The organism is Kitasatospora sp. NPDC004615 (genome assembly GCF_042873545.1).
Lineage (GTDB): Bacteria > Actinomycetota > Actinomycetes > Streptomycetales > Streptomycetaceae > Kitasatospora.
This window is the reverse complement of sequence record NZ_JBIALQ010000004.1, coordinates 553,985-567,147: the sequence shown is the minus strand read 5'-3', so window position 1 is coordinate 567,147 and position 13,163 is coordinate 553,985. Positions and strand designations below refer to the sequence as shown.

The 13,163-nt window shown below is 73.4% G+C and carries 14 protein-coding genes and 1 pseudogene; 3 read left to right on the top strand and 12 right to left on the bottom strand.

Translation table 11 applies throughout. From position 1 onward, the window contains the following. From ACFYS8_RS17280 to ACFYS8_RS17255, 6 genes and pseudogenes are all read right to left on the bottom strand, one after another. On the bottom strand, positions 1-277 hold a 277-nt coding region (locus tag ACFYS8_RS17280), incomplete at its 3' end, for a hypothetical protein (protein ID WP_387641874.1). Further along, positions 277-1,032 carry an ABC transporter ATP-binding protein gene (locus ACFYS8_RS17275; protein ID WP_387641871.1) on the bottom strand — a complete coding sequence of 252 codons (756 nt, stop codon included), beginning with the start codon at positions 1,030-1,032 and terminating at the stop codon, positions 277-279. The genes ACFYS8_RS17280 and ACFYS8_RS17275, both read right to left, overlap by 1 nt. 4 nt (positions 1,033-1,036) lie before the next feature. After that, a complete protein-coding gene (locus ACFYS8_RS17270; RefSeq protein WP_387642198.1) occupies positions 1,037-1,417 on the bottom strand; it encodes a polysaccharide deacetylase family protein in 381 nt (126 codons plus the stop codon). Between the two features lie 22 nt (positions 1,418-1,439). Further along, positions 1,440-1,769, bottom strand: a pseudogene (locus ACFYS8_RS17265) (polysaccharide deacetylase family protein); the annotation flags it as partial. Positions 1,770-2,092: 323 nt separating this feature from the next. Further along, complete coding sequence (locus ACFYS8_RS17260; protein WP_387641869.1) at positions 2,093-2,758, bottom strand: peptidylprolyl isomerase; 666 nt, start codon at positions 2,756-2,758, stop codon at positions 2,093-2,095. Between the two features lie 155 nt (positions 2,759-2,913). Further along, the gene (locus ACFYS8_RS17255; protein ID WP_387641866.1) at positions 2,914-3,423 is read right to left on the bottom strand and encodes a hypothetical protein; all 510 of its coding nucleotides are present in this window, start codon (positions 3,421-3,423) and stop codon (positions 2,914-2,916) included. A 275-nt stretch (positions 3,424-3,698) separates the two neighbouring features. Between ACFYS8_RS17255 and ACFYS8_RS17250 the strand changes: the two genes are divergently transcribed. Both ACFYS8_RS17250 and ACFYS8_RS17245 read left to right on the top strand, forming a co-directional pair. Next, positions 3,699-4,247, top strand: a complete 549-nt coding sequence (locus ACFYS8_RS17250; protein ID WP_387641863.1) for an EF-hand domain-containing protein — start codon at positions 3,699-3,701, stop codon at positions 4,245-4,247. An 89-nt stretch (positions 4,248-4,336) separates the two neighbouring features. Next, positions 4,337-5,062, top strand: coding sequence for a hypothetical protein (locus tag ACFYS8_RS17245; RefSeq protein WP_387641861.1), 726 nt, complete (start codon positions 4,337-4,339; stop codon positions 5,060-5,062). Positions 5,063-5,239: 177 nt separating this feature from the next. Here the strand turns inward: ACFYS8_RS17245 and ACFYS8_RS17240 are convergent, their stop codons facing one another. After that, on the bottom strand, positions 5,240-5,815 hold the full coding sequence (locus ACFYS8_RS17240; RefSeq protein ID WP_387641859.1) for a hypothetical protein: 576 nt from the start codon (positions 5,813-5,815) through the stop codon (positions 5,240-5,242). Between the two features lie 443 nt (positions 5,816-6,258). After that, the gene (locus ACFYS8_RS17235) at positions 6,259-6,603 is read right to left on the bottom strand and encodes a hypothetical protein (protein WP_387641857.1); all 345 of its coding nucleotides are present in this window, start codon (positions 6,601-6,603) and stop codon (positions 6,259-6,261) included. 95 nt (positions 6,604-6,698) lie between these two features. On the opposite strand from ACFYS8_RS17235, the gene ligA reads away from it, so the two are divergent. Further along, positions 6,699-8,729: an NAD-dependent DNA ligase LigA gene (ligA, locus tag ACFYS8_RS17230; protein WP_387641854.1), complete on the top strand. Its 2,031-nt coding sequence runs from the start codon at positions 6,699-6,701 to the stop codon at positions 8,727-8,729. Positions 8,730-8,761: 32 nt separating this feature from the next. On the opposite strand, the gene ACFYS8_RS17225 is transcribed toward ligA, so the two are convergent. From ACFYS8_RS17225 to ACFYS8_RS17210, 4 genes are read right to left on the bottom strand one after another with little or no spacing between them, the layout of a single operon-like run. Then, on the bottom strand, positions 8,762-9,463 hold the full coding sequence (locus ACFYS8_RS17225; protein WP_387641852.1) for a sulfite exporter TauE/SafE family protein: 702 nt from the start codon (positions 9,461-9,463) through the stop codon (positions 8,762-8,764). Then, the gene (locus tag ACFYS8_RS17220) at positions 9,460-10,968 is read right to left on the bottom strand and encodes an MFS transporter (RefSeq protein ID WP_387641849.1); all 1,509 of its coding nucleotides are present in this window, start codon (positions 10,966-10,968) and stop codon (positions 9,460-9,462) included. Before ACFYS8_RS17220 ends, ACFYS8_RS17225 begins: the two co-directional genes overlap by 4 nt. Then, positions 10,965-11,810 (bottom strand): SDR family NAD(P)-dependent oxidoreductase, encoded by an 846-nt coding sequence (locus tag ACFYS8_RS17215; RefSeq protein ID WP_387641847.1) that lies wholly within the window; start codon positions 11,808-11,810, stop codon positions 10,965-10,967. The genes ACFYS8_RS17220 and ACFYS8_RS17215 overlap by 4 nt, the downstream gene beginning before the upstream one ends. Next, positions 11,807-13,153, bottom strand: a complete 1,347-nt coding sequence (locus ACFYS8_RS17210) for a flavin-containing monooxygenase (RefSeq protein WP_387641844.1) — start codon at positions 13,151-13,153, stop codon at positions 11,807-11,809. The genes ACFYS8_RS17215 and ACFYS8_RS17210 overlap by 4 nt, the downstream gene beginning before the upstream one ends. Positions 13,154-13,163 lie beyond the last annotated feature (10 nt).

Sequence of the window (13,163 nt, the reverse complement as noted above, 5' to 3'; positions counted from 1 at the left end):
CTCGCCTCGCAGCGCGCCCATCGGCAGCAGCCTGCCCGACGAGCACGCCGAACGCGGTGGCGACAGCGAGCAGCAACGCGACGACCAACCCGGCCGAGCGACACCGCAGTTGGCGCCGGACGAGCACCGCGCCCATCACGCCTCGCCTCGCAGCGCGCCCATCGGCAGCAGCCTGCCCGACGAGCACGCCGAACGCGGTGGCGACAGCGAGCAGCAACGCGACGACCAACCCGGCCCGGCGGACCGGCAGTTGGCGCCGAGCAAGTACCGCACTCATCACACCTCACCCCCCGCCGCAGCAAGCGCGTCGGCGACCTGGCGGGCCGTCGGGTGGTGGAGTTCGTCGACGAGTTGGCCGTCGGTGAGGAGCAGGACCCGGTCGGCGTGTGCGGCGGCGGTGGGGTCGTGGGTGACCATGACGCAGGTGGTGCCGTCGTTGTCGACGGCGGTGCGGAGCAGGTGCAGGATTTGGGTGCCGGTGGTGCGGTCGAGGGCGCCGGTGGGTTCGTCGGCGAACAGGACGCGTGGGCGGGAGACCAGGGCGCGGGCGATTGCGACGCGTTGTTGTTGGCCGCCGGAGAGTTGGGCGGGGCGTTGGCGTTCGCGGCCGGCCAGGCCGACCCGGGCGAGGGCGTCGTGGACGGTGGGGCGGGCGGGGCGGTGTCCGGCCATGCGGCCGGGGAGTTCGACGTTCTGGGCGGCGGTCATGCCGGGCATCAGGTTGAACGCCTGGAAGACGAAGCCGACTTGCTCGCGGCGCAGTCGGGCGAGGCGGCGTTCGGGCAGGGTGTGGATCGCGGTGGGGCCCCACCAGATCTGCCCGCGGTCGGGGCGGTCGAGGCCGGCCAGGCAGTGCAGCAGGGTGGTCTTGCCGGATCCGGACGGGCCCATCACGGCGGTGAACGTCCCCGGCCGGAATCCGACCGTCACGCCGCGCAGGACGGGGACGTCGCTGCCGCCGCGCCGATAGCCGCGGTGCACGCTTTCGGCGCGGACGGCGAGCTCCACTTCGGTACTCGTTGCGCTGTTCATGTGTTCATCGTGCGTCGCGGGGAACTGCTGTTTCGCCCGTGCCAGCACCCGTTCTCGGGGTTCGGAAAACCGCACCCCCGCGCCGCGAGAGACCGGGGTCAGGTCGGGCCGTCCACCCGGGCAGAGGTGTATCCGCGGGCAGGCAGGCCCTGATCACGCCGGGCAGGGCGTCGGCGGTCTGTGAGCGGTCGCCGCTGCCATGGGCATCGGGCATCGGGATCAGTGAGCTGGGCCGGGTCCGGTCGAGGACGGCCCGGGTGATCGCGTCGGCGCCGGGCCGGGCCCGGTCGGACGGCTCGACGTCCCACAGCACCACGGTGGCCTCGCTCTCGGCGAGCCGGCGCAGCACGTCGGGGGTGCGGGAGCCGTACGGCGGGCGGAGCATTCGCGGGCCCGCCTCGCCGACGGATCTGGCGATCGCCTCGTCGGTGCGCCAGGGCGTGCGGGCCGCCGCAGAAGAACGTCGCGGGAACGGCGCACCGGTCGAGGACGTCCAGGATCCGGCCGGTGTACGGCGGGTTGGGGCCGTCGTCGAAGGTGGGCTCGACGACGGGGCGTCGGCGGTCGCCGGAGAACAGGCGGCGGCCGGCGCGGCGTGTGCCTTCCGGTGCGGGGATGCCGGCGTCGATGCCGGCGAAAATCTGCGCGGCGTGGCGGCCGGGGCGGGCCGTAGCCGGGGCACGCGGGCAGCACCCACGGGTCGGCGTCGCGGCCGGGGCGGGCCGTAGCCGGGGCACGCGGGCAGCACCCACGGGTCGGCGTCGCGGCCGGGGCGCGCCGAAGCCGGGGCACGCGGGCAGCACCCACGGGTCAGCGTGGCGGCCGGGGCGCGCCGAAGCCGGGGCACGCGGGCAGCACCCGCGCGTCGGCGCAGCGTCAGGCCGGCGCTCATCAGGCCGCCGTCGAGCATGCCGTTGGTGGAGTCGATCACCGCCAACAGGCTTTCGCCGGTGGCGGCGAATTCCCTTTGCCGGCCGAGCAGATGGTCGGCGAGGGCACTGATCCGGGCGGCCGGGACGCGGGGCGGCCCACCGCGAGTGGTGGGCCGCCCAGGGCCGGGTCAGTGGCTGGAGATGCTGACCTTGCGGAAGTCCACCCGCAGGTTCGGGAAGCCGTCGCCCGGGGCGTTCTGGTCGTCCTCGCCGCCGGCCGCGATCTTCTGCAGCACGTCGAGCCCGCCGGTGATCTGGCCGAACGGGGTGTAGTTGGGCCGCAGCTTGGTGTCCTTCCAGACGATGAAGAACTGGCTGCCGTTGGTGTCCGGGCCCGCGTTGGCCATTGCGACGGTGCCGGCCGGGTAGGTCGCCCCTTCGAGGTTCTCGTCGGGGAAGGAGTAGCCCGGGCCGCCGCTGCCGGTGCCGGTCGGGTCGCCGCACTGCAGCACGTACAGGCGCTGGGTGGTGAGGCGGTGGCAGTGGGTGCGGTCGTAGTAGCTGCGTTCGGCGAGGAAGCGGAACGAGAAGGTGGTGCAGGGGGCCTTGTCGGTCAGTGCCTTGAAGGTGATCGCGCCCTGGGTGGTGCGCAGGGTGGCGCTGTACGGCTTGGCCGCCTTCTTCGCGTCGAAGACCGGGATGCCCTTGAAGTTGTCCGCCGGCACCGCGGGCGAGTACACGCACCCGGCGCCGGCGGTGGTCGCGGCGGCCGCGGGTTCGGCGGCCACCGCGGTGGTGGAGAGGGCGAGCGGCAGGGACAGGGCGGTGAGCAGCGCCCAGGACTTGCGCTTCATTGTGCGGTTCCCCCAAGGGAGTTGACGGTTGTCGCCCGTCGGACGTGATCAGGGACCTGCCATACCTGCCCACTCAGGCCCCACCCACACCCCGCACCGCAACAGTCGCACCCTTGCCGCTCGCCGGTGTTCCCTTGCGTCCCCTCCGGGGAGGGTCAGTGCCCCCAGGCGGAGAACTCGGCGACGGCGTTGTTGCCGCCGCCACCGGCCGGCTGCGGGACGTAGAACATCAGGTCGGTGCCGTTCGAGTCGTAGCTGTTCGAGCCCACGTACGGGTTGTCCCAGTGGACCTGGATGATCCGGCCGTTCAGCACCGGGTTGGCGCAGCTCTCGGCGTAGAACCGGGCGTAGCCCTCGGTGCCGGTGGCGAAGCCGTTCGACTCGGACGCCCAGCTGCCCTGCTGCCCGTTGTAGATGTGCACCGGCGGCTGGCTGGTCCAGATGCCGTGCGAGAGCCACCAGTTCTCGCGGGTGAGGGTGCAGCCGGTCCAGTTGTTCAGCTTGACCGCCGTGCTGCGGGCGGCAGTTGTGAGGGCCGGCGCGGCGGCGGGCGACTTGGCGGTGGCCGCCTCGGTGGTGGTGGCGGCGGACGCGGTGCCGGTCAGCGCGACGGTGAGCGCGGCGGCGGCCGCGAAGGCGCCGGCGATGCGGGCGTAGGTTCCCATGGGTTCTCCCCCCGGAGTGGTCCGCCGGTCTCTCCGGCGGCCATGTCACTACTGTGGGCCGCCGCAATAAACCTCCAATTGACAGACACATAACGGCCACATTCATCGGCCCGCCCGCCGCACCGGGCCCACACCGAAAGGGTGACCGCGCGCAGGGCCTCTCGTGCGCCCCCGGAGCGGGGCAGGCCAGGGGCCGCGCCACGGTGCGCCGGTGCGGGATCCGGCCGAACGGAAAAGGATCAAGGCAAGTGCACCCCCGAGAGAGGCTGTTTACCTTGGCCAGCGAGTTCCAGCGCAGCAAGCTCACCACCATGTTCCAGGCCTTCGACACCGACCGGAACGGCTACCTGGATCAGGACGACTTCCAGGACCTCGCCGACCGCTGGCACCGGCTGCCCCGGGTCGCCGACGATCCCGAACTCGCCGCGCGGGTAACGGAAGTGACGCTCGGCTGGTGGGACCATCTGTCCGCGGCGGCCGACCGCGACGGCGACGGCAGAGTCGGCCTGGACGAGATCCTCGCCATGGTCGACCGCCTGCCCGCGATGCTCGAATACGTCAACGCCACCTCCGACGCGGTCTTCGACGCCGTCGACGAGAACGGCGACGGCCGGATCTCCCGCGCCGAGCACCGCCACCTGGTCGACACCTGGCACGGCCGCGCCATCGACACCGGCGACGTCTTCGACCAGCTCGACCGGGACGGCGACGGCCACCTCGGCCGTTCCGAATTCGCCCTGCTCTGGGCACAGTTCTGGATCAGCGACAACCCCACCGACCCGGGCAACCTGCTCTGCGGGCCGCTCCCCGCACCCCCATACTGACCGTTCCGAGCGCTGTTGAATTTTGCATGTTCATGGATACCCTCTCCGCGGGCGGCGCGAACGGTCCGCACCGCGGAGGAGGGGTCGGGGTGGACAGGATCGCCGCTGAGATCCGCGAGTTGACGTCAGGTCAGGTCGTCGCGCCGAGGCTCGATCCGGTGCTGGCGGACCGGGTGACGGAGGCCCTGCTGCTGGCCGGCCTGCCGGTCGCGCACGGCGGCCACGGGCCGGGCGTGCACCTGGTGCCGGACGGCGGGGCAATCGCGCTGCGCTGGCTGGCCTCGCCCCGGCTGGAGGACGCGGCGACGGCGGGCGGCGGGCAGAACCCGGCGGCCACCGCCCGTCAACTGGTCGCCGACGCCCTCGGGAACGCACTCGCCGAACTGCTCCCCGCCTTCGGCCTCGACGCGGAACGCACCGACGCCCCGGCCCGAACCACGGTGCGCGGCTCTGCCGCCCGGCCGGACACCGGCCCCACTCCCCCGCCGTCCGACCCGGCCGCACCGCCGCCGGTTCACCCCGGCGTCCGGGCCGAGATCGTCACGGCCGTCCGCCGCAGCGCGACCCTGGCAGGCCTCCCGGTGGCCACCCGCCCGGGCGGCGCGGGCATCACCCTGAACGACTGCGATGCGGCCGGCCTGGCCGACCTCGGTTGGAACCCGTCGCCGCGCCTCGCCGCACCGGACTTGACCACCGCTGTCCAGGACGCCATGCGCCACGCCCTCGGCATCGCCCTGCGCGCCACCGGCCTCGACCTCAGCTGGCACCGCCCGTCCGACCGCCCGGCCCAACTCCGCGCCCACGGCCCGGCCTGAACCACGCACCGGTGCCAGGCCGCAGGTGTCGGCAACTCCGTTGGCACGACGGCGATATGCGCACGCCACCACCCAACTCGAATGGCGTGACACGGACTTCACGGAACACGTCCAAGCGGCGACGCCACCGACGGGCCGAGGCCCACCGGCAGCGCCACCGCGGACGTCGAACCGCTGTCAGTCGATGCTGAAGTCGCCCGTGAAGTCGGCGTCCTTCACGCCACCGGCCGGGGCGCCGATGGTGCATTCGATCCCACCGGCGACCAGGCTGGTCTTGAACGTGCCGGTGAATCCGTGCCCCTCGAACTGGCCGCTGCGCACGTGGCCCGACACATGCCCGACGTTGAGGGCGGAGTTGTCGATCTGGACGTCGAGAATGCTCTCCGCCGTTTCGCCATCCTCTTCGGTCCATTCAATCTTGGCGCTGCCCTTGCCGCTGCCCGAGCTGCCGCTGGCCAGACAGGAGAGGGAGACGTCATCGAAGCTCATGGTGAGCTTCGCGGTCATGATGTCGAACTCGCTGAAGTCGTCGCACGCGCCTTCCTGGCCCTGGTAGGAGACGTGCTGCGCACGCGGGAACAGCTCCACGCCTGGGTTGAAGTGGACCTGGCCGGCGGCCTGGCACGAGACCTTCACGGCCGTCGGCGCGGCGCTGGCCGCCGCCGGAGCGACGAAGGCCACGCCGAGGGGCAGCACGGCGCACGCGGCGGCAACGGCGGCCTTACGGGCACGGGAACGGGAAGTGCGGAGCATGGGCGTTCCTTTCGGGGAACGGAAGGGGAATTCGGCCGAACCGAGGGCCGAGACCCATGATGCGCACACAAACGAGCTTCGCGGCTGGCCATGCTGGGCCAACCGTCTGAACCAACTCGCACGGTTCTTCGCCTGATTCAGGCGTTTCCACGGGCTTCGGCGGGCCCGCCGACCGCTGCCGCGATCTGCTCGCCCCGGCTTGCACCGGTCGGGTGACGCGGAGGCCTACTCCTCGAACCGGACGACCAGCCGAACGTTCCGGTCACCGTGAACTCGCGCGAGGGCGCGCATGACGGTCCACACCGGCTGCCACGGGCCGTCGGGCGGGGCCGGCGTCGCGGCGGCGGGCGCGTTCGGCGCGGAGGACGATGCCCGCCCGGCCCGCTCGTCGCGTCAATTCGCCTTCGCCCGACCGCCGTTGAGGTCCGGCAACCGGAGGGTGTTCAGTCCCGGCTCACCCGCACGCCGCCCACCAGCCCCCAGGCCGCGACGTGCACTGTCGGGCCGCCGGCGACGGTCGGGCCGTCGTCGCTGACGCCGCCGAGGCGGATGCCGGTGACCTTGACGCGGACTTCGGGGCGGACCCGAAGGTGGACGCCGCCGACCAGGCTGAGCTTGGTGATGCGGAGTTCGGCGCCGTCGGGGATGTCGACCTCGGTGAGGTCGATGTCGGCGCCGCCGACCAGGGAGGCGGTCAGGGTGCGGGCGTGGATCTCGGCGCCTTCGAGGCGGGTGCCGCCGACCAGGCTGATGTGGACGTCGGTGGTGTCGTTCCCCGTGTTGGTCATGGCCGTCACCTTAGGGAATGCGGGGCGACCGGCGGAAGTGCCGGGCCGGACACGCGTCCGGCCCGAATGTCAGTGCGAGACGAGACGATACGGGCATGAACGACACCGCTCTGCTCTCCGCCGGCGACTACGCCGATGCCGTCGCCTCCGCCGTCGAGGCCGCGGCCGCCTACTACGGCGACGGGTCCACCTCGCTGGGCGACGACGAGTACGACGCCCTGCTGCGGGCGATCGCCGGGTACGAGGAGGCGCACCCGGACGAGGTGCTGCCGCAGTCGCCGACCGGCAAGGTGGCCGGTGGCGCGGCGCAGGGCGATGTGCCGCACAGTGTGCCGATGCTGTCGCTGGACAACGTCTTCTCGGAGGAGGAACTCGCCGACTGGGCGGCCGGGTTGGAGCGCCGGCTGGGCCGCCCGGTGGCGGCCTGGTGCGTGGAGCCGAAGCTGGACGGGCTGGCCGTCGCGGCCCGCTACCGGGCGGGCCGGCTGCACCGGCTGATCACGCGCGGCGACGGCCTGGCGGGCGAGGAGATCAGCCACGCGGCGGGCGACGTGCTGGGCCTGCCGGCCGTCCTGACCGAGCCGGTGGACGTCGAGCTGCGCGGTGAAGTGCTGTTCACCCGCGAGCAGTTCGACCGCGCCAACGAGGTCCGCACCGCGCACGGCGCGCCCCCGTTCGCCAACCCGCGCAACGGCGCGGCCGGCACCCTGCGTGCCAAGGACCGCCCGTACCGGGTGGAGTTGACGTTCTTCGCGTACGGCGCGGTCGGCTTCGACGACGGCCTGGCGCACAGCGCGCTGCTGGCCCGACTGGCCGAGCTGGGGGCGAACACGGCGGCGAGCACGGACGCGGCGCCGGTGCGCTGCGTGACGGTCGATCAGGTGCAGGAGCGGGTGGCGCAGATCGCGGCGCTGCGGGCGGCGCTGCCGTTCGGCATCGACGGCGTGGTGATCAAGGCGGACGAGGCGGCGGACCAGCGCGAGGCGGGCAGCGGTTCGCGGGCGCCGCGCTGGGCCGTGGCCCGCAAGCTGGCGGCCGAGCACAAGGTGACCACGCTGCTCGGCGTGGAGTGGAACGTGGGCCGTACCGGCATCATCGCGCCGCGGGCGGTGCTGGAGCCGGTGGTGATCGACGGCGTGACGGTGACGTACGCGACGCTGCACAACCCGGCCGACATCGAGCGGCGCGGGCTGATGCTGGGCGACCGGGTCTTCGTGCACCGCGCGGGGGATGTCATTCCGCGGGTGGAGGCGCCGCTGGTGGACCAGCGCACCGGCGCGGAGCAGCCGATCGTCTTCCCGGAGGCGTGCCCGCGCTGCGGCGAGGCGATCGACACCGGCGAGCAGCGCTGGCGGTGCGTCCGGGGCCGCAACTGTCAGGCGGTGGCGTCGATCATCTACGCGGCGGGCCGGGACCAGTTGGACATCGAGGGCCTGGGTTCGACCCGCGCGGTGCAGCTGGTGGAGGCGGGCCTGGTGGCGGATCTGGCGGACGTGTTCACGCTGACGCGGGAGCAGCTGCTGGCGCTGGAGCGGATGGGCGAGACGTCCACGGACAATCTGCTGGCGGCGATCGGGACCGCCCGCAGCCAGCCGCTGCACCGGGTGTTCTGCGCGCTCGGCATTCGCGGCACCGGCCGCAGCATGTCGCGCCGGATCGCCGCGCACTTCGGTTCGATGGCGGCGATCCGCGCGGCGGACGCGGACACGCTGGCGGCGGTGGACGGCATCGGCCCGGAGAAGGCCCGCCTGCTGGTGACCGAACTCGCCGAGCTGTCCGGCCTGTTGGACCGGCTGGCCGCCGAGGGCGTGGGCACGGCCGTCACCGAGCCGCAGGCCCCGGCGGCCACCGAATCCGCCGATGGGGGTGCGCTGGCGGGCCAGGCGGTGGTGGTCACCGGCAGCATGACGGGCCCGCTGGCGGAGCTGTCGCGCAACGAGATGAACGAGCTGATCGAGCGGGCCGGCGGCAAGTCCTCGTCCTCGGTCTCCAAGCGCACCACGCTGCTGGTGGCGGGCGAGAAGGCGGGATCGAAGCGGGCGAAGGCGGAGGAGCTGGGCATCCGGATCGTCTCCCCGGACGAGTTCGCCGCCCTGGTCGCGGAGCACCTGCCGCAGCAGGGCTGAGATCGGGCCGTCACCGCGTCACGGGGCGGCCCTCACAGCGCGGTGGCGATCAGGGCGATCGCGCCGACGCAGGACACGGCGAGCACCCCGTTGCGGGTGGCGGTGAGGGACAGGCGCGGGGAGAGTGCCATGCCGGTGGCCGCGCCGACGGCGAGGGCGGCCACGGCGGGCCAGGACGGCAGGACGAAGCCGACGACGGCGACGGTGGCCACGTTCTGCACCAGGAAGAAGGCGTGCAGGGTTGCTCTGGCCTGCCTCGGGGGCCAGCCCGCGTTGGCGGCGTACAGGCCGATCGGGGGGCCGCCGACGCCGCCGATGACGTTCAGTCCGGCGCTGGCGAGGCCGCTGATCCAGGCGCCGGCCGGGCGTTGCAGGAACGCCGAACGCAGCCCGCAGGCGAGCAGTGTGACGCCGGCCAGCACGCCGGCGCCGGCGGCGATGGCGAGCAGCCGGGTGTCGACGGCGCCGAGCAGCCAGGCGGCGACGGGGGTGCCGAGCAGGGTGGGCACCAGCAGGCGGCCGGTGTCCCGGGGGCGGATGTGCCGCCAGTCCCGGGACAGCGGCAGCAGCGAGGCGAGCAGGGCGAGCGCCAGCACGGTGGCGACGCCGCGGTGCGGGCCGAGCGCGGCGATCAGGGCGGGCGCGGAGATCAGCGAGAACCCCATGCCGGTGGCGGCCTGGGCGAACGCGCCGAGCGCGACGGCCGCCACGGCGAGAGTGTCGGGTCCGGTCACGGGGTGCGGTCCAGGGTGCAGCTGCGCTGGAACCACAGGGCGACGGCCATCAGCGCGGCGGGCAGGACGGTGAAGCCGAGCAGCAGCGCGTTCAGGGCGGTGCCGCTCTGTGCGGTGGTGTGGCCGCCGGTGCTGGAGACGAAGCCGCCGAGGGCGAGCGCGGCGGAGTACAGGTAGGGGCCGACGGCGGTGCCGGTGGCCTCGGTGGCGGTCCACACGCCGGTGTAGGCGCCGGCCTTGGACGAGCCGGCGGCGTTCACGGCGTCGGACGAGCCGGCGGCATTGACGGCATTGACGGCGTCGGACGAGCCGGCGGCATTGACGGCGTCGGACAGCATGGAGAACGCGAAGAGTTGCAGGCCGGAGAAGGCGATGCCCATGGCCATCACGACGACGGCGGTGAGCGCGGTGCCGACCCCGCCGGCCAGCAGGGCGCCGGGCAGCAGGGCGAGCGAGCCGGTGGCGAACACGGCCTGGGAGAGCAGCAGTCCGCGCTGTTTGCCGATCCGTCGCGACCAGGCGGTCCAGGCGGGTCCGGCGAACATCGCGGGGCCGAGGAACAGGCCCATGAACAGCGCCGTCAACTTGGCGTTGTGGAACAGGTACTGGGTGACGTAGGGCAGCGCGGCCAGGAACAGATGGGTTGTTGTGCCGGTGAACAGGTAGGAGGCCACCAGGGCGCGGAAGTTGCGGTCCTGGCGGGCGATCCGCAGGTCGGCGAGGGTGGAGTGGCCGGCCCGTGGGTCGGGCGGGCGGAAGCCGCAGGCGTCGGTGAGGCCGCGGACGCCGCGCAGTGCGACGGCGGCGGAGGCGGTCATCGCGACGGCCAGCAGCAGGGCCATCCGGGTGTAGTCGCCGCGGCCGCCGCCGGCCGCGAGGGCGGGGGCGGCGACGCCTGCGCCGAGCAGGCCGATCGTCAGCAGGGCCATCCGGAACATGAAGACCCGGGTGCGCTCGTGGTAGCCGACGAGCAGGTCGGAGGGGGTGGTGAGGTAGGGCACCTGGAAGGCGGCGAACAGCAGGTTGCCGGTGATCAGCCAGCCACCGACCCACAACGCGGCTGGTGCGCCGGTGAGTTGGCCCGGGACGGTGAACATGGCGGCCATCGCGAGGCCGAGCAGCAGTCCGGTGCGCATCATCCGGCGGCGGTGGCCGTGGGCGCGGGCCTGCCGGTCGGAGCGGGAGCCGAGCAGCGGGTGGACGACGATGTCGACGATCTTGGGCAGCAGCAGGGCGAGGCCGGCCACGGCGGCGGGGACGCCGAGCACGTCGGTGAGGAAGTAGAGCAGCAGCAGGCCGGGCACGGTGACCCAGACGCCCATGCCGACGGAGCCGGTGGCGTACAGGGTGAGGGTGCGGCGGCCGGCTCTGGGCGACGGCAGGGCCTGCTCCGGTCGGGCCGGCGACGGCAGGGCCTGCTCCGGTCGGGCCGGCGACGGCGGGGCCTGCTCCGGTCGGGCCGGCGACGGCGGGGCCTGCTCCGGTCGGGCGTGGGGGTCCGTCACGGGGTGCTCCGGTGGCGGGCGGCGACGCCGGCGGCGAGCGGGGCGTCGTCGAAGGCGCCGGCGGCGGCGCGCTTGGCAAGGGTGCCGGTGACGATCCGGTCGGTGAGCGCGGGCAGGTGCCGGGCGAGGAAGAACTCGACGGCGCCCTTGCGGGTGGTGGGCAGGTCGCGGCGGGCCCGGACGGCGAGCGCGGCGCGTTCGATAGTGTCGAGGACGCCGTCCAGCGGCTCGTAGACGCTCATGCCGTCGAGGGAGAGTCCGGCGGCCTTGGTGGAGTCGTGGATGGGGCTGCGCACGGCGGACGGGTAGACGCAGGTGACGGTGACGTGGGTGCCGAGTTCGAGGCGCAGCGCGTCGGCGTAGGCGACCATGGCGCGCTTGGAGGCGCCGTAGGCGGCGGCGAGCGGGAGCTGCATGACGGCCATCCGGGAGGTGACCATGACGACCCGGCCGCGGGCGGCGACGAGGGCGTCCACGCAGGCGGCGGTGGTGCGCCAGGTGCCGAGCAGGTTGATCTCCAACTGGCGGCGGACTTCGTCGCCGGGGGCGAGTTCGGCGGGGGCGGGGCCGCCGATGCCGGCGTTGTTGACCAGGATGTCGAGGCCGCCGAGGGTGTCGAGGGCTTCGGCGACGGCGGTGGTGACATTGGCGCCGTCGGTGATGTCGCAGCGCAGCACGGTGAACGGTTCGTCGCCGGTGGGGCGCAGGTCGAGGCCGATGACGTGGGCGCCGGCCCGGGTGAGGCGTTCGCCGAGGGAGCGGCCGATGGTGCCGGAGGCGCCGGTGATCAGTACGCGGCGGCCGCGCGGGTCCTGACGGCGATCGAACAGTCGGATCGTCATATCGCTGCCTTCGTGATGGGGTTGCGGCGGGCGACGGCTCGGCGGGCACCGGCCCGCAGTTCGCGGGGCACGGCGGCGGTGTACTGGTCGAAGTCGATCCGCATCATCGGCCGCTTGGCGCCCCAGCGGCGGACGGCGGCGGCGTGCATGCGCTGGACGTGCGCGCGCTGCTGCTCGGGCGTGGGCAGCGCGTAGCGGCCGGCCAGGTGGGCAGCGACCAGCTTGCCCTGGGCCTCGACGACGGGGAGCGCGGCACCGGTGGACTGCATCAGGCCGACGAAGCTCAGCGTGGGGTCGTCGAGGTGGAAGACCCGCTGGTAGAGCGGCAGTTCCTCGGGGTCGTCGCCGGTCCAGCGCTCGTCCAGGAACGGGATGGTGACGTGGTAGCCGGTGGCCCAGACGATCACGTCGACCCGGTCGGCGGTGCCGTCGGTGAACAGCACCCGGTTGCCGTCGAGCCGTTCGATGCCGGGACGTGCCTCGACCTCGCCGTGGGTGAGCCGGTGCAGGATGGTGTCGCTGATCGTGGGGTGGTTCTGGAACAGCCCGCCTGCCGGCTTGGGCAGGCCGTACCGCTCGGGCGTGCCGACGGCGAGCCGCAGCACGGTCTGCGCGACGGCCTGCCGGATCCGCCAGGGCAGCACGGACAGCGCGCCGCCGGTGGCGTCGGACGGGCGGCCGAACAGGTACTTGGGCACGATGTGGCTGCCGTGCCGGGCGGAGAGCAGCACCGGCCCGTGCGAGACGTGCGAGGCGTCGACGGCGATGTCCATCGCGCTGTTGCCCATGCCGACGACCAGCACCCGGCGGCCCTTGTACGTGTCGGCGCTGTGGTGGTCGTGGGCGTGCATCTGGGTGCCGTCGAAGTGGCCGGGGTAGCCGGGGCTGGGCCATTTCGGTTCGCGGTTGTGGCCGTTGGCGACCACCACGGCGCCGAACTCCTCAATCCCGGCTGCCTGTTCGGTGCCGACCGCCGTCTCGACCTCCCAGTGGGTGTCGGCGCGGCGGACGGCGGTGACGTCGGTGTGGAACCGGACCCGCTCGGTGACGCCGAACCGGTGGGCATACTCGGCGAGGTAGCCGGCCACCCGGGCGGCCGACGGGTAGTCGGGCCAGTGCTCGGGCATCGGGTGGTCGACGAACTGGGTACGGCCCTTGCTGGTGTTCAGGTGCAGGCTGTCGTACGACGGTGACGTCCCGGCGCTGCCGTCGCCCGCCCACAGGCCGCCGACCCGGTCGCCGCGTTCCAGCACGGTGACGTCCAGGTCGTGGTCGAGCAGCGCCTTGGCCGTAGCGAGCCCGGCCGCGCCGGCACCGATCACCGCCACCTTCGTGGAGCCCATGGCCGGGCCC

What these genes read in the sequence shown, in the direction of transcription:
- ACFYS8_RS17275 (WP_387641871.1), bottom strand. Translation starts at nt 1,032, where the DNA reads ATGAACAGCGCAACGAGTACCGAAGTGGAGCTCGCCGTCCGCGCCGAA.
- ACFYS8_RS17270 (WP_387642198.1), bottom strand. Translation starts at nt 1,417, where the DNA reads ATGCTCCGCCCGCCGTACGGCTCCCGCACCCCCGACGTGCTGCGCCGG.
- ACFYS8_RS17260 (WP_387641869.1), bottom strand. Translation starts at nt 2,758, where the DNA reads ATGAAGCGCAAGTCCTGGGCGCTGCTCACCGCCCTGTCCCTGCCGCTC.
- ACFYS8_RS17255 (WP_387641866.1), bottom strand. Translation starts at nt 3,423, where the DNA reads ATGGGAACCTACGCCCGCATCGCCGGCGCCTTCGCGGCCGCCGCCGCG.
- ACFYS8_RS17240 (WP_387641859.1), bottom strand. Translation starts at nt 5,815, where the DNA reads ATGCTCCGCACTTCCCGTTCCCGTGCCCGTAAGGCCGCCGTTGCCGCC.
- ACFYS8_RS17235 (WP_387641857.1), bottom strand. Translation starts at nt 6,603, where the DNA reads ATGACCAACACGGGGAACGACACCACCGACGTCCACATCAGCCTGGTC.
- ligA (WP_387641854.1), top strand. Translation starts at nt 6,699, where the DNA reads ATGAACGACACCGCTCTGCTCTCCGCCGGCGACTACGCCGATGCCGTC.
- ACFYS8_RS17215 (WP_387641847.1), bottom strand. Translation starts at nt 11,810, where the DNA reads ATGACGATCCGACTGTTCGATCGCCGTCAGGACCCGCGCGGCCGCCGC.
- ACFYS8_RS17210 (WP_387641844.1), bottom strand. Translation starts at nt 13,153, where the DNA reads ATGGGCTCCACGAAGGTGGCGGTGATCGGTGCCGGCGCGGCCGGGCTC.